Here is a 20,555-nt window from a genome sequence, read left to right on the forward strand (position 1 = left end):
TTTAAAGCCGGGCGTTAACAACCTCTTCCGGTAAAAACGCCTTCAGGTCATACAATACGGCATTAGGTTTGCAAAGTGCTTTTACATTCATTTCTTTAAACTCCTCATGGGCAACCGCAAGTAAAACCCCATCATAGGTACGGGTTTTTGATTCGCCGTTTTCGCAGATGATGCCATACTCTTTTTTAGCATGTGCCGCGTTGGCCCAGGGATCATGGATATGCACTTTTACTTTATACTCCTTCAACCGTTTAACAATGTCTATCACACGGGTATTCCTTACGTCGGGGCAGTTTTCTTTAAATGTGAAACCAAGTATAAGCACCTCACTATCTGTTATTGAAGTACCGCGACAAATCATCTGTTTAATAAACTGATCGGCAACATATGCACCCATAGAGTCGTTGATACGCCGACCAGCCAAAATAATTTCAGGGTGATAACCTGCTTCCTGGGCCTTTTGTGCAAGATAATATGGGTCAACCCCGATACAGTGGCCGCCAACAAGGCCCGGGCGAAAATTCAGAAAGTTCCATTTAGTGCCCGCTGCCTCCAATACTTTATGGGTATCGATACCCAGTTTATTAAAGATCATGGCCAACTCGTTCACAAATGCAATATTTATATCGCGTTGCGCATTTTCAATTACCTTGGCAGCCTCAGCTACTTTTATCGAATGCGCTTTAAATGTGCCGGCTGTAATAATTGATTGGTAAAGCTTATCTACAGTTTCGGCTGTTTCCGGAGTAGAGCCTGATGTAATTTTGCGGATTTTTGAAACGGTATGTAATTTATCTCCGGGATTGATCCTTTCAGGCGAGTAGCCTGCAAAAAAATCAACATTATAGGTAAGCCCCGATACTTTTTCTAAAATAGGCATACATTCATCTTCTGTTACCCCGGGATATACGGTTGATTCGTAAACTACGATATCATTCTTTTTTAACACTTTGCCTACAACCCTGCTGGCGTTTATTAACGGAGAGAGATCCGGCCGGTTATTTTTATCAACAGGGGTTGGCACAGTTACAATGAATATGGAACATTGCTGTAGTTTTTCAATTTCATCAGTAACGTATAAACCGGTTGCGGTTGTGCAAACAGGCGTAATTACTGCATTTAATTGGTCAGAGTCGATCTCTAAAGTGTGGTCAATGCCCAATTTGAGCTCATTAATGCGACTTACATTAATATCATAGCCAATAACTTTGTATTTTTTTGCAAATTCAACGGCCAGGGGCAAGCCTACATAACCAAGACCGATAATGCCTAATTTAGGTTGGTAATTCTCAATTTTCATGATTTCTGCTGATGTTATGAACTGATAAGTTTTGGATTGAAACACGTGTTACCAAAGCGCAATTGATGGTTTCAAAAATCATTAATACATTTTTGCCCTGTATCTGCAGCACCTTACCCATTTGATTTACAAGAGCGCCATCTTTTATTTTAACTGTATCACCAACAGTGAGGTTGTTAAGGCTCACAATTTCCATGTCTTTGTAGCGTACAAGATTTGTCCTGATCTCGTCTATTACGTTGTCCCTCACTACAGCAGGTTTACCCATATAGTAAACAAAGCCTAACGCCCCCATTACATAAAGTGCCCTTGACTGCTCATAAGCATTGACATGAACAAATACGTAGGAGCTAAACAGAGGGACACTGATCTCCTTTTTCCTGTCAGACCATTGGCTTACTACATCTCTGACCGGGCAATAGCATTCAATGCCATTTTGCTTTAAAAGCTTGTCCACCTTTTTTTCCCATCGGGGCTTGGTGTAAATAACAAGCCATTTTTTTTCATGATAATTTGTCATGCGAAATTGCGGTGTTCTTAATAGGGTTTCCATAAAATGAATAAAGTTGGATCGGGGAATTAATAAGGGCTTATTATAGCTTCGCCAACTCACTCACATGGCGCAAGTGATGATGGTTTTAAAAAATAGTATTTGAAAATTACTAACCTGGTTATCTGATTTATTACAGACGCAGCCTGTGTTGGCTGTGGCTCCGCCAATCCAGTCACATGGTTAGGCGGTTAATAAAAAATAATCGAACTAATGGTTTATAATATTCGCCGGTTTTTCCCGTTTATTATAGAATATAACAGGCGTTCTAGTCTCTCTGCGGCTTCGCCAATCCAGTCACACTGGTCAGGCGGTAAAAAGGCAAGCTAACGGCTTATAAAGTTCTCCGGTTTTACCCGGTTATTGGTTCATAACAACTGCAACTTATGTTGCTTACGGCTCCGCCAATCCAGTCACATGGAACAGCGGCGATCAAATAAACAGTCTAACTAAAAGTTTAAAACACAAATTAGCATTAACCTTATACCATTGTAAAAATGATGGTTATCAACTGCCATATGCTGATGCGTATCCATAACCGCCATAGGCATAGGCCTCCCGGTTTTCTTTTTTCGCATCGTTAAACACTACCATAAGGTTATTTAGTTTATCATTATCATAAATATCTCTGAGGATACTTAATTGCTCGGTATTAGTATAGTTATACCGTACAATATAAATACTCAACTCGGCGTATTTGGCCAGGCTAAAAGCGTCGGCAACGGCACCAACAGGCGATGTGTCAAGTACGATATAATCAAACTCAGTTTTGCACCAGTTAAAAAGCAGGTCAAGCCGTTTATCTGACAATAGCTCGGCAGGGTTAATTGCTTTACTACCGCTCCCCATTACAAAAAGGTTATCTGATTCATTATAGGCCTGGATGCATTCGGCCGGTGAATTGGTGTCACCCATTAAAAAATCTGTAATGCCTTTGGTTTGCTCCATGTTGATATTTTTAAGCAAATCGGGCTTACGCAAATCAAACTCCATAATTAATACGCGTTTATTGAGCATGGCAAGCGTTAAGCCCAGGTTGATGCTAAAAAAGGTTTTGCCTTCGCCTTTCATAGACGATGTAACAAGCATCGTTTTGTGCTGCGTTCCCTGGTTCAGGAAGCCAATATTGCTCCTGATATACCTGAATAGTTCTGAAATGTTGGTATTGCTGCCGTTAGAAATTACTACCGGGCTTTGACCTTCATTATTATGGCATAATTCGCCCAGGATCTTTACTCCCTTTATATTCAACAGGCTTGACTGATTCCTGATTTTAAGGCTAAATTTATCTTTCAGGAAGATGAAAATTCCCGGTATGAACAACCCGGCTATAATAGCGAATAAATAGGTGAGCTGTTGTTTAGGAAATTCAGCTATCGGATTAGCGGCAGGTTTATCAATCAATTGCGATGAAGGAATTGTAGCTGATAACGACAACGCCGTTTCTTCTCTTTTTTGCAACAGGTACTGGTATAAATTAGTTTTTACCCCCTGTTCACGGCTCCGCTGCAAAAGCCCCCGTTCAAGCGACGGGACAGAGCGGATGCGGGAGTCATACTGTGCAGAATTTTGACTGAGTAATTTGTGGCTAATAGAAAAGCCTTTTTTAATATTATTGAGATTTTCCATGATATTTACGCGAAGGCTGGCTATCTGGTTGCTCAGGTTTTCAATAAGAGGGTTGGCAGGGTTTGCGCTGCCCAGCATGCGGTTCCTTTCCAATTGCAGGTCGTTGAAACGGCTAACCAGTGTATTTAACGCCGGATCTTTCAATCCCATGGTACTGGGTACAGCATCATATTGGTTAGCCGAGTTTTTTAAATATGCTTCAATGGAATTCACAACACCCAACTGAGTATTTGATTCTTCAAGCAGTTGATTATATTCTGCAGATTTTGTCAGATTTACCTGTGTGCTTGCATTGATCTCTGCAGCTCCATTCCTTTGCTTGAAAGTTTCAATGTCACCTTCGGTGTAGGACAAGTCCTGTTCTAAATCATGTAATCGTTTATCAATGAATAATATGGTGTTTACGGCTGTAACGTTTTTCTTAACAACGTTTTCGGCGTTGTAGGTAGATATGATGTTGTTAAGAATATCAATTCCTCTTTCGGGCACAGCATCAACCAGGCTTAAGGTTAAGGTGTTTGATTCTTTAACTACAGGGTTTACCTGTAATAATCCAGCGCTGTAAGCTGCTGCCAGCCCGGTAAGGTTTTTAAACTGGATCAGTATAGGGGTTTCGTTATCTGCACGGTCCGGGCCTTTTTCTACTTTAAAGGAATAATCCTTGTGATTAACCAGTTGGTTATAGCTGTAAATCCATGTTTTGGTTTCCTCTTTTAACAAAAACTTACTTTGTGAATATGGCTGGATATATAGTTTTTTCAAATAGCCGGTTTTCCCTATTCTCTTTATCGTAACGGTGAAAGGCCGCTCATTACCATACAGTTCTTTTACTTTAAAGCCGCTTTCATCAAAATAAGAAGTTTCCAGGTTAAGTTTTTTGAATACGCTATAAATCAAATCTTTTGATCGCAATACCTCCATTTCATTATCCACGGTTTTAGTTTCCTGAAACATGTTCAGGTCACTGAAAGCAGTAGCTTTTAAAATACCATCGCCTTTTTTATCGTCGGGGATTTGCAGTGTACTTGTTATTTTATACAGCGGTGTAACATAGTTAAGGTATGTCCAGGCTGCTGCAAAACAGATAACCATGCTTATCAGGAATAAATACCAGCCATTTAAATAAGGCTTAACGTTGTTCCTGAACTTGTTGCCCGGCAAAGGTTCTTTTAAAATAAAATTGTTATCCATGTCAGCTATTCTTAGGTATCTCTAAAACTGTATTTTATCTTCTTAAAAGTACTGCCGCCAATACGGCCAATGCCGAAATTGAGGCTACTACTATTGGTGCTAAGCGCGTGCTTTGGCTATACTCAACCGCCTTTGATTTGTCGGGCTCCACATAAACGATATCATTTTGTTTAAGGTTGAAGTAAGGCGAATCCATTGATTCAACTTTATTAAGGTTAAGGCGGTTCATTGTTCTGCGTCCGTTTTCTGTGCGGATCACCAATACATTTTCCCTGCGTCCATAAACTGTCATATCCCCGGCCATACCTAATGCTTCAAGTAAGTTTACATTTTCATCGGTTATTATAAATGTTGATGGTTTGTTAACCTCGCCTATCACGCTTATTTTAAAGTTCAGCAGCTGGATGTCAACTACCGGGCTTTTGACAAAAGCCGATAGTTTTTTACCTATTTCGCTTTGTGCTTCCTCAATGGTTTGCCCTTCAATTTTATAGTCACCTATAAGTGGTAAATTCACAAATCCATTTTCGTTTACTTTATATCCGCCGCGGGTTGATTGATTGTTTAAGCCCACATTTTTGTTGCCATTGAACAACATGTTCGACTCGGGGTTTAAGCTGGTAACAGTTACATTTAAAATGTCTTTCTGATGAATGACTACTGTTCCGTTTGTATTGTTGTTTGCAGCACCTGTATTTGCCATGTTGCTGAAGTAAACAAGATCCCGACTTCCGGCACATCCGGTTATCAATAGCAATGTTGTAATGAAACAGTATATATTAATTTTTTTCATCATCAATAGTTTAAGAGAGTTTAGGGAACTATTTTGAACTGGTTTATTTGGTTAGTCAAATTTATCTATTTGGGCATCGATAGTATACGGTTTTAGCTGATTGCCGCTTTTTTGTAAACCTGTATCTCAGTCTTTACAGAACATGTAAAGCAGCAATACAGGCATGTGTAAAGGGTTGAGAAAAAAGCATCTGAGTTGGGCATTTTGGGCTACACTTTCATATAACAGTTGTTACACCCAGTAGTAACAGCACAAAAAAAAGCAGACCTGAGCCTGCTTTTTTTAAGGAGTTTGTTGGTTAATTATTACGAATTATTCTACAGTAACTGATTTGGCCAGGTTACGGGGCTGATCAACATTACAGCCCCGTTTTACGGCTATGTGATAGGAGAGAAGTTGTAGCGGGATAGTAGCCAGCAGTGGTAAAAAGGCTTCGTCGGCGTCGGGTATTTCAATGCAGTAATCGGCCATGTTTTTCACTTTAACATCACCACGGGTAACAATAGCTATAACTATTCCTTTCCGGGCTTTAACCTCCTGTATATTGCTGATCACTTTTTCATACGATGAGTTTTTTGTGGCGATGAAGATCACCGGCATCTGCTCGTCAATTAACGCGATTGGCCCGTGCTTCATTTCGGCGGCGGGATAACCTTCGGCATGGATATAGGAGATCTCCTTCAGTTTTAAAGCTCCTTCCAAAGCTACCGGGAAACCGAAACCACGTCCTAAGAACAGGCAGTTAGGGGCATTCTTTATTTTGCAGGCAATGTCTTCAATCAATTCATTATCCTGCAGCAGCATTTGTATTTTATCCGGTATGGTATCAAGCTCCGTTAATAAATTGGTGAGCCTGCCTGGTGTTAAAGTACCCTTGTGCTGTGCAATATATAAAGCAATTAAAGTTAAAACAGTAACCTGCGCTGTAAAGGCTTTTGTCGAGGCAACGCCTATTTCCGGGCCGGCATGGGTGTAAACTCCTGCATCAGTTACGCGCGGAATTGAAGCGCCAACAACATTGCAGATCCCCAGGATGGTTGCACCCCGTTCTTTAGCTATCTCAATGGCGGCTAATGTATCGGCAGTTTCTCCCGATTGGGATACCGCCATTACAATATCCTTATCAGTAATTATGGGATTACGGTACCTGAATTCGGAAGCATATTCAACTTCTACCTTAATGCGTCCGTATTCTTCAATAAGGTATTCGCCTGTTAGGCCGGCATGCCACGAGGTACCGCAGGCAATAATAATTATCCGCTCGGCATTTTTAAGCTTGTCGGTATATTGTTTAATGCCACCTAACTCAACCTTGCCTTCAAGCGGAAAGATGCGGCCACGCATGCAATCCCTTACAGAACGCGGCTGCTCAAAGATTTCCTTCATCATAAAATGCTCAAAGCCGCCTTTTTCTAACGATTCAAGTTTTAATTCCAACTCCTGGATCAATGGGGTTTGAACAACATTATCAAGCTTCTTTATTAAAAGCCCACTGGGTTTAACCTGTACTATTTCGTTATCTTTTAAATACACTACGTTTTTGGTGTACTCGATAATAGGAGTGGCATCTGATGCAATAAAATATTCGCCATGGCCAACACCAATAACCAATGGACTGCCTTTTCGGGCGGCAATCAGCTGATCGGGGTTTTCCCGGTCCAGGATAACTATAGCGTAAGCACCTATCACTGTATTTAAAGCCAATCGGACAGCCTCCAGTAAATCAGTTTGTTCGATATTTTGAATTTCCTCAATTAAGTGGATCAGGATTTCGGTATCTGTTTCACTTTTAAAGGTGTGCCCGCGAGCAAGCAGTTCTTCTTTAAGGATCAGGTAATTTTCGATGATCCCATTATGGATAATGTGCAGGCGGTTATCGTTTGAACTATGCGGATGCGAATTTGCATCAGACGGGGCGCCATGTGTGGCCCACCGGGTATGTCCTATTGCAACATGCCCGCTTTTGTCTTTATCTGCTGTGTGTGCCTCAAGACACGCCACTTTTCCGGTCTTTTTATAAACGCTGAAGCCTACATTATTTATAATAGCAATACCGGCGCTATCATAACCACGATATTCTAATCGTTTGAGGCCGTTCAACACAACGGGCCACGCATCTCTTGATCCGATGTAACCAACAATTCCGCACATAGTTTTAGGTCTTTAAATGATAAATTAAGTTTATTTGTTACTTGGTGAGTAAAATTATTTAATTGACTATCAATTAAGTATGAGCTAAGTTCAATTGCCCGTAAATTGTAAATCTGACGCCTTTTTACACGTTTAAACTGTAAAAGGATATAAATCGCTTTACATTTTAGTTGTTGTGTTATATGATAAGCCGGTTGAAGGTTTTTTATCAAATGGTTGGAGAATCAATTCACTTTGGGGTTACAGTGCATGTATTCCTGAACTTGCAATGTGCTGATCAGATTTTGGCTGTGAAGTTTGTTGCCTGATTTTACAGAATGATTTACGATCGCAGTGCCGCTATTTTATATCATTTTATTTTCAGTTAGGTTTAATTAACCAAAAAGAACCTGGCGATGATATTTAACTCATTTACTTTTCTGCTGTTTTTTCCTGTGGTAACGGCTTTATATTTTCTGGTGCCGCATAAATTTAGGTGGCTGTTGCTGCTTATAGCAAGCTGCTATTTTTATATGTTCTTTAAAGCCATTTATATCCTCATCCTGTTTTTTACAATAATTATCGACTATACCGCGGGCATTTACCTGGAAAAAGTTAATGACCTTAAGAAGAAGAAGTTTTTGTTAATATTAAGTCTTACGGCAAATATTGGCGTACTGGCGGTATTTAAGTATTTTAATTTTTTTAATGCCAATTTATCGGGATTGCTATACTGGATGGGGTACACTAACCCAATTCCGTTTTTACAGATCCTGCTTCCGATAGGGTTGTCATTTCACACTTTTCAGGCCATGAGTTATACTATTGAAGTTTACCGGGGCCATCAAAAGGCCGAACGTCATTTCGGTATTTATGCTTTATACGTAATGTTTTATCCGCAATTAGTTGCCGGCCCTATTGAACGTCCTCAAAACCTGTTACCGCAATTTAAAACCGAACATCATTTTAATGCCCTGGATGTTTCTGAAGGGTTAAAACGAATGTTGATCGGTTTTTTTAAAAAGGTTGTTGTTGCCGACAGGTTATCTTTATATGTAAAAACTGTTTTTAACAATTATCCTGAACATGGCTCGGCCACAATTGTACTTGCTTCATTGTTTTTTGCCGTCCAGATCTATTGCGACTTTTCGGGCTACTCGGATATTGCGATAGGCAGTGCCAGGGTGATGGGCTTTAAACTGATGGAAAATTTTAAACGACCTTATTTTGCAAAAAGCATAAGCGAGTTTTGGAGCAGGTGGCATATATCACTTTCTACGTGGTTTAAAGATTATGTGTATATCCCCTTAGGAGGCAACCGGGTTAGCAAAGGCCGGTTGTATTTAAATTTATTTGCCGTGTTTATGATCAGCGGTTTGTGGCATGGTGCCAATTGGACATTTATTGTTTGGGGCGCTTTACACGGGTTTTACCTCATCTGCGGAATGGCAACGCAGAAGTGGAGGACGGCAACAGCAAGTAAATTAGGGTTAGGCAGCGGAGTATTTGCCAATTTTTTAAATATATCTTTTACAATATTCCTGGTTACTATAAGCTGGATCTTTTTCAGGGCTGTATCATTAGAGCAGGCCTGGGGTTTGTTAAAAGGTGTTTTTATTTATAAACCCGGTTTTTTCATAGGCGAACCTTCTTATTTTTTGTATGACTTGATGGCTATAGCCGCCTTGTTTTTTTACGAAATAAAGCAGGAATACGGCCTTCATTCATTCCGGTTTCTTCACAATGAAAATTGGGGGATCCGTATGGCTTCCTATTTAGGGTTGGTTTTTATAATCCTGTTGTTTGGAGTTTTTGACGGCGGACAATTCATTTACTTTCAGTTTTAAATTATGAAGCAGTTGAAAGAAAACAGCAATAAGTTTTTTATCAGGTTGTTATTGATGATTGTGGCTTTTGTGGCTGTTGATCAGGCAGCCGGTATGTTCCTTTATTATTTTTTTACACACCAGGTTTCCGGCGAATACGCTGTCGCTAATCACGTTGTGTATAATTTAAATGAAGATGTGTTGGTTTTGGGAAGCTCAAGAGCTTCTCATCATTATAACTCATCGATTATAAAGGATGGTTTACACCTAAGTTGTTTTAATGGCGGCCGGGATGGCGAAGGGCTTTTATATAGTACAGCAATTTTTGAACTGGCATTACAGCACCACGTTCCTAAGGTTGTTGTATTAGATGTAACCAGCAATGTGTTAAGTGAAAAGGAAGATGAAAAGAACAGGCTTTCCATTTTACTGCCTTATTTAAAACAATCGGATGTTATCGGCAATATGATTGCAAAGAAAGACCGGTTGGAGCTAATAAAAAGTCATCTTCAAACATATCGCTACAATGGCCAGGTGGTTTCTATATTTCAGCATTACTTTTTATCATCAGGAAGTACTGTCATGGGGTTTAATCCTTTAGATAATAAAATGGACGTCAGCCGGGTTTCAACCCATACATCGCTTAAGCCATATTCAGACAGCATATCGGCCGATAATGTAAATGCACTGGATTTGTTTATAAATAAATGTAAGCGGCAAAAAATTCAATTGTTTGTTTTTGTATCGCCAAGGTATAACGATGATACCCAACAGAATTCCTATTTAAAATTGAAAAGTATTTGTAACAGTAACAAGGTTGTTTTTCACGATTTTACCAACGATGTATATTTTAAAAACCCTGAATACTATTCGGACAGGGCGCATTTAAACGGCAGAGGAGCCGATTTGTATACAGATACTATCGTGGCTTTTATGAAAAAAAGATTAAGCCCTGCAGCTAACGTTCAATACTTCAGTAAAAACCAGGAAACCCTGCGTGAGAATTGAATATTGTATCGGAGCCGGGATCAATAAAAAGTGAAAGGCCGCTTTTATGATAATTCATAAAGCGGCCTTTCACTTAGCATAGGGGTGAATAATTTAGTTAATTTACTGTTTTAACGCCAGCACCTGCTGTTACCACTGCCGGAACGTTTGCAGCAGCATCAAGCAACGTACTATAAGCGTAAGACGGTACCCAACTTGATAAAGATGAGGTGATGTCGTTGGCACCGCAATTAGAATAAATGTTGGTTGATATACCGCTGAAGTAACCTACAGGGTCGCCATCTAAGTTAGTAGTAAGTGGCTTCCTGCAGCCTGAGAAATATTCATTATCTGTCCTTACTGTACCACCGTACCTTGCACCGATGGAATAACCATCATTGTTTAAGTGGTAGTTATTGTACATGTGGATGGTGCCGAATACCAAAGTTGGCTCCCTTTCAGACACATTGTACCAGTAGTTGTGATGCAATGTAACGTGTAGTTTGCCGGTGTTGGCTGTAACAGCATCGCTTGTTACCGAACCAATAAGCAATGACAGGTAAGTGTCATGGAATTTGTTCCATGAAATGGTTACGTAGTCAGAACCTTCGGCTACACCGATGTCTTTACCCCAGTAATCCCAGCCATGGCTGCGGTCTGTTGCAAAATCGCAATGGTCAATCCAAACGTGGTTCGACTGGAATTTAACGTAAACACCGCATTCGGTTACGTAATTTCTAAACGTAACATTTTGGATAATGATATTGCTTACAGTAAACAGGTAAAGGTTCAGGCTTGATAAAACGGCGCCGGTTTTACCGATGATGGTGGTATTTGAACCAACATACACAGGAGTTAAGCCTGATCCGCTAATTGTACCGGAAACATACACAATCTTGGGCGAACTGCCTGACACAGCAGATTTGAACGCAGCCAGTGTGTTTACAGTTACTGTAGTACCACCTTTACCACCGGTAGTAGTACCATTAACAGCAGCGTAACCGGTTAATACTGTACTCAAAACAGAACCTGACGCGGTTGTTGTTGAAGTACTTGTAGTTGGAGCAGTTGTGGTAGTGGTAGTCGTACCGGTAAGGGTGTAAGTGTACTTTCTTCCGTTTGTCAGAGGGCTGCTGTTGTCGGAAGTTGAGAAATACAATCCGGTATCCCAGTGGCTGTAACGACCTTTACCAAGGGTCCTGATGTCACTGTGAAGAGAATGGGCCGGACCTAACGCAACACCATTTTCATAAAGTTGGAGTGTTGATGCTGTTGGCTGCGTGTTTGAATCGCCGCTTACCTGAACGGGGCTGAATTTGTAAGCGTAACCTTCATCTAACCGGATTGAAGATGTGGCCATCGTGTAGACGGTGGGGGCTGTTGTTGCCAGGCTTTTGCTGGCGTTTAAATCATTAATTGGAACGGTTACTGGTTGGTCTGCATTTTTGGAGCAACTTCCGATGAGGATAATTGCGCTCAGTGCCAAACTGCCAAAAGTCATTTTTTTTAAGGATTTTGTTTTTTGCATGTTATAATTTTTAATTAAGCCCTCGAAACGCGGTCTTATATTAAAAATTACTGTTGATTTTTTCCTAAAGATATAGACTAAAAGCTCAAATAGTTCAAAAACGTCGATTCTGTTGTTTGAGCCTGTAAAGTTATGTGTATTTGTGACACGTATAGTTGTGAAGTACTTTACACTTCATGACATTTGGATGACAATTTTAGTTCAGAAGAAAAAACAATTTTCGTCTATTATTGTCTTATGCCACTTTAAAACCAAGTTTTGCCCAGTATTTTTAACTTGCAATTAAAGCATTAAATTGTGAAAGCAGCTTTACAAAAAGCTGGTGCATAACGTGGTCACTATCGCGCTTTTTTTCAATATTCTTATTGAATTTTAACTTCTCCTTCAAATGATTTCACAAATAATTTTGGAGAAAATGATGACATAAATTCTTCGGCTTTGAGTACCATATCCATTGAGCCAATAAATATGGAGGATCGCTGGTGTAGTTCCCTTACTTCAATTTCCATAATTCTTTTGTATCCATCTGATGCTTTGCCACCGGCTTGCTCAATAATATAAGCCATAGGGTTACACTCGTAAATCAGCCGCAGTTTTCCCTTTTTTGCGCCTGTAGTAGGGGGATAAATAAAAATTCCGCCTTTTATTAAGGTCCGGTGCATATCCGCAACCATCGATCCGGTATACCTGGAAGTATATGGTCGGTTGGTATCCGGATCTTCTACTTGGCAATATTTAATATATTTTTTTACCCCATCCGGAAAATGAATGTAATTGCCTTCGTTTATTGAGTAAATTGTTCCTGCTGCCGGAACTGTCATGTTAGGGTGCGAAAGGCAAAACTCACCGATTGAAGGATCAAGGGTAAAGCCATTAACACCCTTGCCTGTGGTATATACAAGCATCGTTGAAGATCCATAAATGACATATCCTGCAGCTACCTGCTCGGTACCAAGCTGTAATACATCCTCGTTTGTGGAATGTTTCCCTGTGTCTGATTTTCGTCTGTAAATAGAAAATATAGTTCCTACACCTACATTGACATCGATATTGGATGATCCGTCTAAAGGATCAAGCGCAACGACGTAATTTGCTTCTTTTGAAATATCCGAATCTATAACCAGGTATTCATCATTTTCTTCCGAAACAACTATACAGCATTCCCCACCGCTTCTTAATGCTGCTATAAACTGCTCATTGGCATAAATGTCCAGCTTTTTTTGTGACTCTCCCTGAATATTGGAGGAGCCGGCATCACCTAAAATATCTACCAGGCCGGCTTTATTAATTTCCCTGTTTACTATCTTGGCAGCGATACCAATATCACGAAGTAGCCGCGAAAGCTCGCCTTTTGCATAAGGAAAATCTTTTTGCCGTTCAATAATAAATTGTCCAAGAGTTTTAAATGCCGTCATATTTTTCGATGTTTAATGTGTTTAACCCGGTAGCTTAAAAGAATTTGGTTAACAGAATACTTACCGATTATCAATTATAACATGGTATTTACATATTGCACCCACAATGCTGTTAATTATTTACGCAAACGTTTGCGTTTTTGATGGGTTAACCAGTTTTGTGGAAATGGTATTTTTAATTGATAAACAGCCTGTTAGTATAATTGAGCATTGTTTATTTTTAAGCTTTCGTGTTAATCGGGGACAATCAGCTACCTTGTTATTGAGGATAGTAGCATCAACAGGTTATGAGTTGGTCCTACCTAAAATAAAAGCCGAATAAGCTGAAACGATCGCCTTGTTATAGAAGCTGCCCATTTTAATTTGGAGGTAATTAATGCAATTCGGCCTTTTGTGTTAAGCATTTATTAAGTTTGGGTTATCTAATAGTTTTAGGCCCTTTTATTCAATTTTTCTCCAGTTTTCAGCGGGTTTCTTTGCGGAAAATTAAACCCGTTGTTCATGAAATACACCTACTTTCTTAACAGGCTATTGTTTTTATTTTCAATATGCCTGCTATTTTCCGTTTCGGCTAATGCCCAAACCATAAGGGGAAAGGTAACCGATACTAAAACCGGCGAACCCCTTACCGGAGCAACAGTTCACTTAACCCAGGATGGGGTTAGCAAATTTGTTGCGGTTAACCTTAATGGCGCTTATAGCTTTAAAAATTTAAAGAATGGGCCATACAAAATACAGGTAAATTATGTTGGTTATGGTCCTTCTAAAGTTAGAGAGGGCAATATTACGTCGGCCAATGAGGTGATTACGGTCAACGTAGCATTACAGGACGCCGATATGCAGATGACCGAAATACAGGTTAAAGCCCAGACAAACAAAGAATCTGATGGCGCCGTACGCAGTATTGAAAAAAATGCACCGATGGTTATCAACGTACTTTCGGCAAATGCAATTAAGTTATTGCCTGACGTTACTGTGGCTAACGCTTTGCAGCGTGTTAGCGGTGTAACCATTCAGCGTTCGGCAAGTGGCGAAGGTCGTTATGCCATTATCAGGGGTATGGACCAGCGTTACAACTCAACATTGGTAAACGGTATTAAAATACCAAGCCCGGATGCTCAATACCGTTTTGTGCCTATGGATATATTCCCTTCAGAAATGCTGGAAAGGCTTGAAGTGATCAAGGCCCTTACCCCAAGTATGGAAGGCGACGCCATTGGCGGTGTAATGAACCTGGTGATGAAAAGTGCGCCAAGCCAGTTTACTTTCAGCGCTAACGTTTCGGGTGGTTTTTCTACCCTGTTTTCATCAAGCAGGCCATTTGTTGGTTTCAGCGCATCTCCTAATGGCAAATCTCCGGCAGCAATCAATGGTAACAGCTATGCCGCTACCTATGCCGATTTTAGCAATAAAGCGCTTACAAGCGATAAAAATATTTCAACTCCTTTTAGCTCAACCGCCGGTATCACTATTGGCGACAGGTTTTTGAATAGAAAATTAGGCGTTATCGTATCTGCGAGTTATCAGAACATATACCGCGGCTCTAACTCAAAACAGCTTACGCCAAACGCGCAGCCATCAGCTATCCCGCTCCCAAACTCGCCGCAGTTTTCTGATGCTTATGACCGTACTTATTCAACCCAAACAGAACGCGTAGGTATCCACAACAAAATAGATTACGCGATTAACGACAAAAACAAGATCTCGTTATACAACCTTTATATCCATCAAAGCGAGTTTGAATCGCGCTTTACTTCTGATACCCTTGGTTTGGGCTTAAACTCAACCGGCTTAAGCAAGCAAATCACCATCTCAAACAGAAGTATGTTAACTAAGCAAAATATCTATAACTCAACCTTGCATGGCGACCACTGGCTTGGCAATGAGTGGCGTTTAAACTGGGATGGGGTGTATTCTGAAGCTACCAGGCACCAGCCGGATAGGACTGAGTTTTTTTATGATGCCAATAAAACCCTCAATAACTCAGGAGCAGTTACTGCCGAGGTTGATAACAATACCCAGTTAGATCATCATTGGGAAAATAACCGCGATAAAGATATTTCAGCATATACTAACCTGATCTATACTCCTAAAATCGCCGGTAAAGATGTTGAGTTTTCTGCAGGTGGTTTATATCGCCACAAAGTGAGGGATGCTGATTATATCACTTATTCATTAACCGGTGGTAAATCAACCTTATTTAACAATAATTTTAACGCAATCCCTTTTGCATTCAAATCGGCGGCCGATGGTATCGGTAGCAATAACCCTGATTTGCAAAATAACTACCACGTAACGGAAAATGACAATGCCGAATATTTACAGGTTAAGTTTGATCTGTTGCCGAAACTGCAGGTATTAGGCGGCGTGCGAATTGAAAATACCGATTTGACCTACAATACCCAATCGCCCGAAACTGTTACGCAAAGAAGCGGTAACATCAAATACACCGATGTATTACCAAGCATCCACTTAAGATATCAGTTAACAGATAATCAGAATATCCGTGCTTCCTATTTTGCGGCAATCAGCCGTCCGGGTTTTGGTGAGCAGGTTCCGTATAAAGTTACCGGCGAATATTATGACCAGGTAGGTAACCCATATTTAAAACATATCACTGCCGATAATTACGATGTACGTTACGAGTTTTTCCCTGGCGGTGCCGATCAGTTATTGTTAGGTTCTTTCTACAAAAAGATCTATAATCCAATTGAGTACTTTGTTGTGCGCAATGGCGGTCCGAGTGATCAGGTTATTAAACCACAAAACGATGAGGGTAATGCTACCAACTATGGTTTTGAAGCTTTGGCTACTAAATTCTTTGGTGTGATAGGTTTTTCAATCAACTATACTTATACCCACTCAAGGATAACCACCAACAAATTGCTTTACTCAAATGACCCAACATTGGGTTTACAGCAAACCAATGTGAATCAAACGCGTCCGCTGCAAGGTCAGGCAGACCATGTGGGTAACGCATCTGTATTGTACAAAAGCGCGAAGTTAGGTTTGGATATGCAACTGGCTTTTGTTTACACCGGCGAGCGTTTGGCGCAGGTATCACCATATTATAACCTCGATTTTTACCAGCATGCCTACAACCAGTTAGATTTTTCTTTCGAAAAAACTATCGCCAAAAGATTTTCTTTCTATGGCAAGGTTAATAATATCACCAACGCGGCCAGCAAAATCTATTTGAAATACCCGCATGGTAGTCTTGATGCAAAGCAGCAGGAGTTTTTAGGCAAACAGGACATTGCAGGTCAAACGCTTGTACAAAGCGACTATTACAAAACACTATTCCTTGGTGGTTTCAGGTATAAATTATAATAAAAGCAACGATGAAAAAATATATAATCCCAGTTATTTGTATCCTGATGGCAGCCGCGTTTTCCGGTTGCCAGAAATGGAAAGGTGAGCACATGGACATTTACAGCTATACGCCGCCGGCTGCAAACCCGGTAAGTGATAAGGCTCCCCTTTCATGCAGCTCAAGTGGTTCAACGGTTATCCCGGTAAAAGGTACCATGCTTAGCGGCAAAACTTATACTGTTGAAGATGGCTGCGACCTGGTGATCAATCCAACAGATACTTTATTAATGCAGCCTGGTGTCAGGTTAAACATGGGGGCAGGGAGCAGCCTTATAGCGCTCGGAACATTAGTAAGTAACGGTTCAAAAGATCAGCCAAACTGGATCACCGTTCCTGGTATTGTGAAAAACGATGCCCCCGGTGGCCTTACAGCAGCTGCTGACCCAGCTTATTCAGGCAAATGGAAAGGCATTATTGGCGGACCTACCTGTAATTTATTGGTGTTAAGATGGACACATGTAGAATATGCCGGTTTAACAGAGGGTAAAGCTACATCAACTATTGCAGGCTCGGGTACCGGGAATCAATACAGTATTCTATTTGCCAACTATAGGGGCAACTTTATCATGGAAGACTCCTGGTTGTACGGTGGGGTGGATGATCCGGTTAGGGTCTCGGCCGGTAAAATAGCCATCTTCAGAAATACTTTCGAAAAAAATGGTGTTAGCGGAGGTGATTGTTTAAATGTTAAAGGCGGCACTGTAGGTACCATGGCCTATAACATGTTTATCGGTACTGCAACCAATGGCCAAAAGGCATCAAACAAAGGTCAGGCAACCGGTGCCCCGCAAACCAATATTGTAATGTATAATAACACCTTCGTTAGCGGTGGTTATCGCCAGGTACAAAGCGGTCGTGGTGGTTGTATCAACTTTGAAGAAGGTGCAGCGGGTATGTATTATAATAACGTAGCTATTAACTGTAAGTTTGGCTATCGTGTGGTAGGCAGCCCGGTTGCCGATGTTGCCCACCTTTCATACGGTAATAACTATCAATGGGCTGATTCATTAAACGTAGCTAACCAGTTTTACCCAACAGGTTATATCACGCAGCCACAAAGCACGGATATCCCATCAATCACAACATCTGCAAAATACCTGCCTTCAAATTATACTTTAGGCTCTATTTATGACGGTAGTGATGTTGTTCAGAAAAACAACCCCATGTTCCTGAACTTCCCGCTTCCAACAGTTGGTCACCCATTGTACCAATACAGCGCAATCGGGAACTTCAACTTTCATTTGCTGGCCAGCTCACCGCTTATAGGTAGGGGCAATACTACCATTAAACCGTTGATTACAGTGCCACTTGATAAGATCTATGGCTTATCTGACGCAACTTTACCAGGTACCGATCTTGGTGCATACCAGTTAAATGGTTCAGGGAATCAACACTAAATAATAATATTTACTCTTTAGGAATAGCCGGAATTAATCCGGCTATTCTTTTTTATACGCTCAAGAAAAATGAAAAAATTTATTTGTATACTTTGCCTATCAGTCATATCGTCGCTAACAGCATTATCGGTCAATGCACAATCAGCTGATTTAAAGATTGTGTTTATCCGTCATGCGGAAAAACCACTTAAAGGGGATAATCTGAACTGCCAGGGAATAAACAGATCGTTAAAACTACCGGCTGTAATAACAGCTAAATTTGGTGTACCTGACAAAATATTTGTGCCTGGTTTGGGGTTAGCAGAGGCTACCAAACATTCCCGGATGTTTCAAACAATTGTGCCGCTTGCCGCCAAGTACAATTTAACGGTAAACAGCTCCCGCACGGAAAAGGACTCGTTAGGTTTAGCCGCCGATTTAAAAAGTCGTACAGGTGTCATACTCGTAGTATGGGAGCATGGGGGTATAGCACCAATTGTACATTCATTAGGGGCGAAGCAGCAAAAACTGAAATGGCCTGATGATGATTACGACAGCATCTGGATAGTGACTTTCAAAAATGGCGAGGCCGTTTTTGCCCGTGATAAAGAAAATATCGATCCTGGAAAGGATTGTAATTTTTAAGTTAATAAACCAGAAGGCTGTATCATAAAAAAATCGTGATGTTGCCTTTTTTAACTTATTCGGATATTTAAGCGATATATAGTTTTGGGTTAACTCTACTGACAAAAAAGGGTTTAACAGGGTTAACACAATTTAGTGTTGGTGTTTACTTATATGGTTTATAGTCAGGTTATTGAGTTTGTTTTATGTAAAAATATGTCACCCCCCCTTTTTATATAAACATTATCGGCTAAATTTAAATTCATTAGGTAACACGCCACTAAGGGGCGTCAATTTGATTTATGATACAACCTCTTGATATTGTTTGAATGGCTTTGTTCATAATTACTACAGAATGTCCTTGTAATATTGATGATAAAGGCTTTGCATGGAATTTAAAAAATCTTTTTTCATTACCCACCCCTCGTCGGTACAAATATTGATTTTCGGAGGATTGATAACTTCACTTTGGCTTGCGGAAGGTTTGATATTGGCAATACCTGTCCGCAAAAAATGGCAGCATACCTTTACAAATATGTTATTTATTGTAACAGCGCTGCCTGTGCAGCTTTTCATGACGATGTTTGTATTGGTTGAGGCAGCCTGGATAACCCAAAGTCATTTAGGTTTGTTAAACCTCTTGCCCTTGCACCAAAGTATATTAGTAAAATACTTAATAGGGTTTATTATACTTGACTTTTGCGAATACCTGTACCACGTTATTATGCATAAGGTTAAAGTACTATGGAAATTTCATCTTGTACACCATACCGATCAAAAACTTGATGTATCAACAACTGTTAGGGAACACCCCGGTGAAACTTTTTTAAGAATGTGTTTTTTAATGTTATGGATAGGAATAACAGGAGCGTCGTTTGAACTGCTTTTGTTAAGACAAACAATTCAAACCGTTTCAAATATCACATCACACACGCAATTCCGTTTATCAGATGGTATGGATAAGTGGTTAGGGCTAATTTTTGTAACACCCAACATACACCATGTTCATCATCACTATCAGTTACCTTATACTGACTGCAATTATGGCGATGTATTATCTGTGTGGGACAGGATATTTGGCACCTACGGAAAGCTAAAGCCGGAAGATACGGTATTTGGGATAGATACTCATCCTGATAAAAACGTATGCAGAAGTTTTGTTAAGGTTTTACAAATTCCCTTTGTTTCAAAACGTACTTAACAGAATGAGGATTTGCAAAGCATCTTTTTTATTGTTGCCGGGGCTGCTGCTAATGACATTACATGTTAAAGCCCAAACTGAAAAATTTACCTCAAGGCTTTATTTTCCCGGAGGGGTAGGTATAAATATACCCTCTGGAGATGAGCAGGTAAGTATGAAACGGGGGAGTGTTTTAAATACCGCCGTTGAGTACCGCCCTGCTTATATCAATGCTTTTTTCTTTCGATTTAACTACGACGCCCTAAATAACAAATATAAAAGTAAAGCCGGCGAAGTTCCGACTAACGTGACAGAGGGAAAGCTATCTGCCAGCTTTTTTCTTTTGGGCGCAGGTTATCGACGGAAATTGAACAGATTAGGGATTTATGCGTTGTTGCAGCCAGGTTATAATAGCTCTGGGTATAATAATACATCTGTTAACTCAAACGGTATTACCGTAAGCAGTGTGAGCACTAAACATCCGGCGGTAAAGATATCTGCAGGGTTGGAATATTACATTGTACCACATTTTGCCCTTGTATTTGAACCGGCCTATTACCATTTGTATAAGGCTAAATCACAGTATATTTTAAATCCTGATTATGTAAGTTATAGCATCGGGTTTACTACCACGCTATTTTAATATTATATAAA

The 20,555-nt window shown here is 40.3% G+C and carries 14 protein-coding genes; 7 read left to right on the forward strand and 7 right to left on the reverse strand.

Annotation, left to right across the window (positions count from 1 at the left end; genetic code table 11):
* Window position 1: 1 nt before the first annotated feature.
* The 5 genes from J3L18_RS05560 to glmS form a co-directional block, all read right to left on the reverse strand.
* Window positions 2-1,300 carry a nucleotide sugar dehydrogenase gene (locus J3L18_RS05560; protein ID WP_091162540.1) on the reverse strand — a complete coding sequence of 433 codons (1,299 nt, stop codon included), beginning with the start codon at window positions 1,298-1,300 and terminating at the stop codon, window positions 2-4.
* Entirely contained in the window at window positions 1,290-1,853 is a 564-nt protein-coding gene (locus tag J3L18_RS05565; protein ID WP_189549007.1) for a UpxY family transcription antiterminator, read from the reverse strand. Before J3L18_RS05565 ends, J3L18_RS05560 begins: the two co-directional genes overlap by 11 nt.
* Before the next feature lie 504 nt (window positions 1,854-2,357).
* Window positions 2,358-4,670, reverse strand: coding sequence for a GumC family protein (locus tag J3L18_RS05570; RefSeq protein WP_129567610.1), 2,313 nt, complete (start codon window positions 4,668-4,670; stop codon window positions 2,358-2,360).
* A 34-nt stretch (window positions 4,671-4,704) separates the two neighbouring features.
* The gene (locus J3L18_RS05575) at window positions 4,705-5,373 is read right to left on the reverse strand and encodes a polysaccharide biosynthesis/export family protein (protein WP_223266065.1); all 669 of its coding nucleotides are present in this window, start codon (window positions 5,371-5,373) and stop codon (window positions 4,705-4,707) included.
* A gap of 402 nt (window positions 5,374-5,775) precedes the next feature.
* Window positions 5,776-7,614, reverse strand: coding sequence for a glutamine--fructose-6-phosphate transaminase (isomerizing) (gene glmS, locus J3L18_RS05580; RefSeq protein ID WP_129567611.1), 1,839 nt, complete (start codon window positions 7,612-7,614; stop codon window positions 5,776-5,778).
* 395 nt (window positions 7,615-8,009) lie between these two features.
* Here glmS and J3L18_RS05585 point away from each other — a divergent pair, with 395 nt between their 5' ends.
* Window positions 8,010-9,440, forward strand: a complete 1,431-nt coding sequence (locus tag J3L18_RS05585; protein ID WP_129567612.1) for an MBOAT family O-acyltransferase — start codon at window positions 8,010-8,012, stop codon at window positions 9,438-9,440.
* A 3-nt stretch (window positions 9,441-9,443) separates the two neighbouring features.
* Window positions 9,444-10,427 carry a hypothetical protein gene (locus J3L18_RS05590; RefSeq protein ID WP_129567613.1) on the forward strand — a complete coding sequence of 328 codons (984 nt, stop codon included), beginning with the start codon at window positions 9,444-9,446 and terminating at the stop codon, window positions 10,425-10,427.
* Window positions 10,428-10,524: 97 nt separating this feature from the next.
* Here J3L18_RS05590 and J3L18_RS05595 read toward each other — a convergent pair whose 3' ends face one another.
* Together J3L18_RS05595 and fbp are read right to left on the reverse strand one after the other, a co-directional pair.
* Complete coding sequence (locus J3L18_RS05595) at window positions 10,525-11,934, reverse strand: pectate lyase family protein (protein ID WP_091162547.1); 1,410 nt, start codon at window positions 11,932-11,934, stop codon at window positions 10,525-10,527.
* 362 nt (window positions 11,935-12,296) lie between these two features.
* A complete protein-coding gene (gene fbp / locus J3L18_RS05600) occupies window positions 12,297-13,349 on the reverse strand; it encodes a class 1 fructose-bisphosphatase (protein WP_129567614.1) in 1,053 nt (350 codons plus the stop codon).
* A 501-nt stretch (window positions 13,350-13,850) separates the two neighbouring features.
* Between fbp and J3L18_RS05605 the strand changes: the two genes are divergently transcribed.
* The 5 genes from J3L18_RS05605 (at window position 13,851) to J3L18_RS05625 (ending at window position 20,544) form a co-directional block, all read left to right on the forward strand.
* Window positions 13,851-16,679, forward strand: a complete 2,829-nt coding sequence (locus J3L18_RS05605) for a TonB-dependent receptor (RefSeq protein WP_129567615.1) — start codon at window positions 13,851-13,853, stop codon at window positions 16,677-16,679.
* A gap of 11 nt (window positions 16,680-16,690) precedes the next feature.
* Window positions 16,691-18,118, forward strand: coding sequence for a hypothetical protein (locus J3L18_RS05610; RefSeq protein WP_112654405.1), 1,428 nt, complete (start codon window positions 16,691-16,693; stop codon window positions 18,116-18,118).
* Between the two features lie 69 nt (window positions 18,119-18,187).
* A complete protein-coding gene (locus J3L18_RS05615) occupies window positions 18,188-18,742 on the forward strand; it encodes a histidine phosphatase family protein (RefSeq protein WP_129567616.1) in 555 nt (184 codons plus the stop codon).
* A 367-nt stretch (window positions 18,743-19,109) separates the two neighbouring features.
* A complete protein-coding gene (locus J3L18_RS05620; protein ID WP_129567617.1) occupies window positions 19,110-19,922 on the forward strand; it encodes a sterol desaturase family protein in 813 nt (270 codons plus the stop codon).
* Window positions 19,923-19,926: 4 nt separating this feature from the next.
* Window positions 19,927-20,544 carry an outer membrane beta-barrel protein gene (locus tag J3L18_RS05625; protein ID WP_112654402.1) on the forward strand — a complete coding sequence of 206 codons (618 nt, stop codon included), beginning with the start codon at window positions 19,927-19,929 and terminating at the stop codon, window positions 20,542-20,544.
* Window positions 20,545-20,555: the final 11 nt, after the last annotated feature.

Origin of the sequence: Mucilaginibacter gossypii, assembly GCF_017569325.2 — a bacterium.
GTDB lineage: Bacteria > Bacteroidota > Bacteroidia > Sphingobacteriales > Sphingobacteriaceae > Mucilaginibacter > Mucilaginibacter gossypii.

Bases quoted from the DNA above. Each gene is read 5' to 3' on its own strand.
- J3L18_RS05560 (WP_091162540.1), bottom strand. From the start codon at position 1,300: ATGAAAATTGAGAATTACCAACCTAAATTAGGCATTATCGGTCTTGGT.
- J3L18_RS05565 (WP_189549007.1), bottom strand. From the start codon at position 1,853: ATGGAAACCCTATTAAGAACACCGCAATTTCGCATGACAAATTATCAT.
- J3L18_RS05570 (WP_129567610.1), bottom strand. From the start codon at position 4,670: ATGGATAACAATTTTATTTTAAAAGAACCTTTGCCGGGCAACAAGTTC.
- J3L18_RS05575 (WP_223266065.1), bottom strand. From the start codon at position 5,373: ATGGCAAATACAGGTGCTGCAAACAACAATACAAACGGAACAGTAGTC.
- glmS (WP_129567611.1), bottom strand. From the start codon at position 7,614: ATGTGCGGAATTGTTGGTTACATCGGATCAAGAGATGCGTGGCCCGTT.
- J3L18_RS05585 (WP_129567612.1), top strand. From the start codon at position 8,010: ATGATATTTAACTCATTTACTTTTCTGCTGTTTTTTCCTGTGGTAACG.
- J3L18_RS05590 (WP_129567613.1), top strand. From the start codon at position 9,444: ATGAAGCAGTTGAAAGAAAACAGCAATAAGTTTTTTATCAGGTTGTTA.
- J3L18_RS05595 (WP_091162547.1), bottom strand. From the start codon at position 11,934: ATGCAAAAAACAAAATCCTTAAAAAAAATGACTTTTGGCAGTTTGGCA.
- fbp (WP_129567614.1), bottom strand. From the start codon at position 13,349: ATGACGGCATTTAAAACTCTTGGACAATTTATTATTGAACGGCAAAAA.
- J3L18_RS05605 (WP_129567615.1), top strand. From the start codon at position 13,851: ATGAAATACACCTACTTTCTTAACAGGCTATTGTTTTTATTTTCAATA.
- J3L18_RS05610 (WP_112654405.1), top strand. From the start codon at position 16,691: ATGAAAAAATATATAATCCCAGTTATTTGTATCCTGATGGCAGCCGCG.
- J3L18_RS05615 (WP_129567616.1), top strand. From the start codon at position 18,188: ATGAAAAAATTTATTTGTATACTTTGCCTATCAGTCATATCGTCGCTA.
- J3L18_RS05620 (WP_129567617.1), top strand. From the start codon at position 19,110: ATGGAATTTAAAAAATCTTTTTTCATTACCCACCCCTCGTCGGTACAA.
- J3L18_RS05625 (WP_112654402.1), top strand. From the start codon at position 19,927: ATGAGGATTTGCAAAGCATCTTTTTTATTGTTGCCGGGGCTGCTGCTA.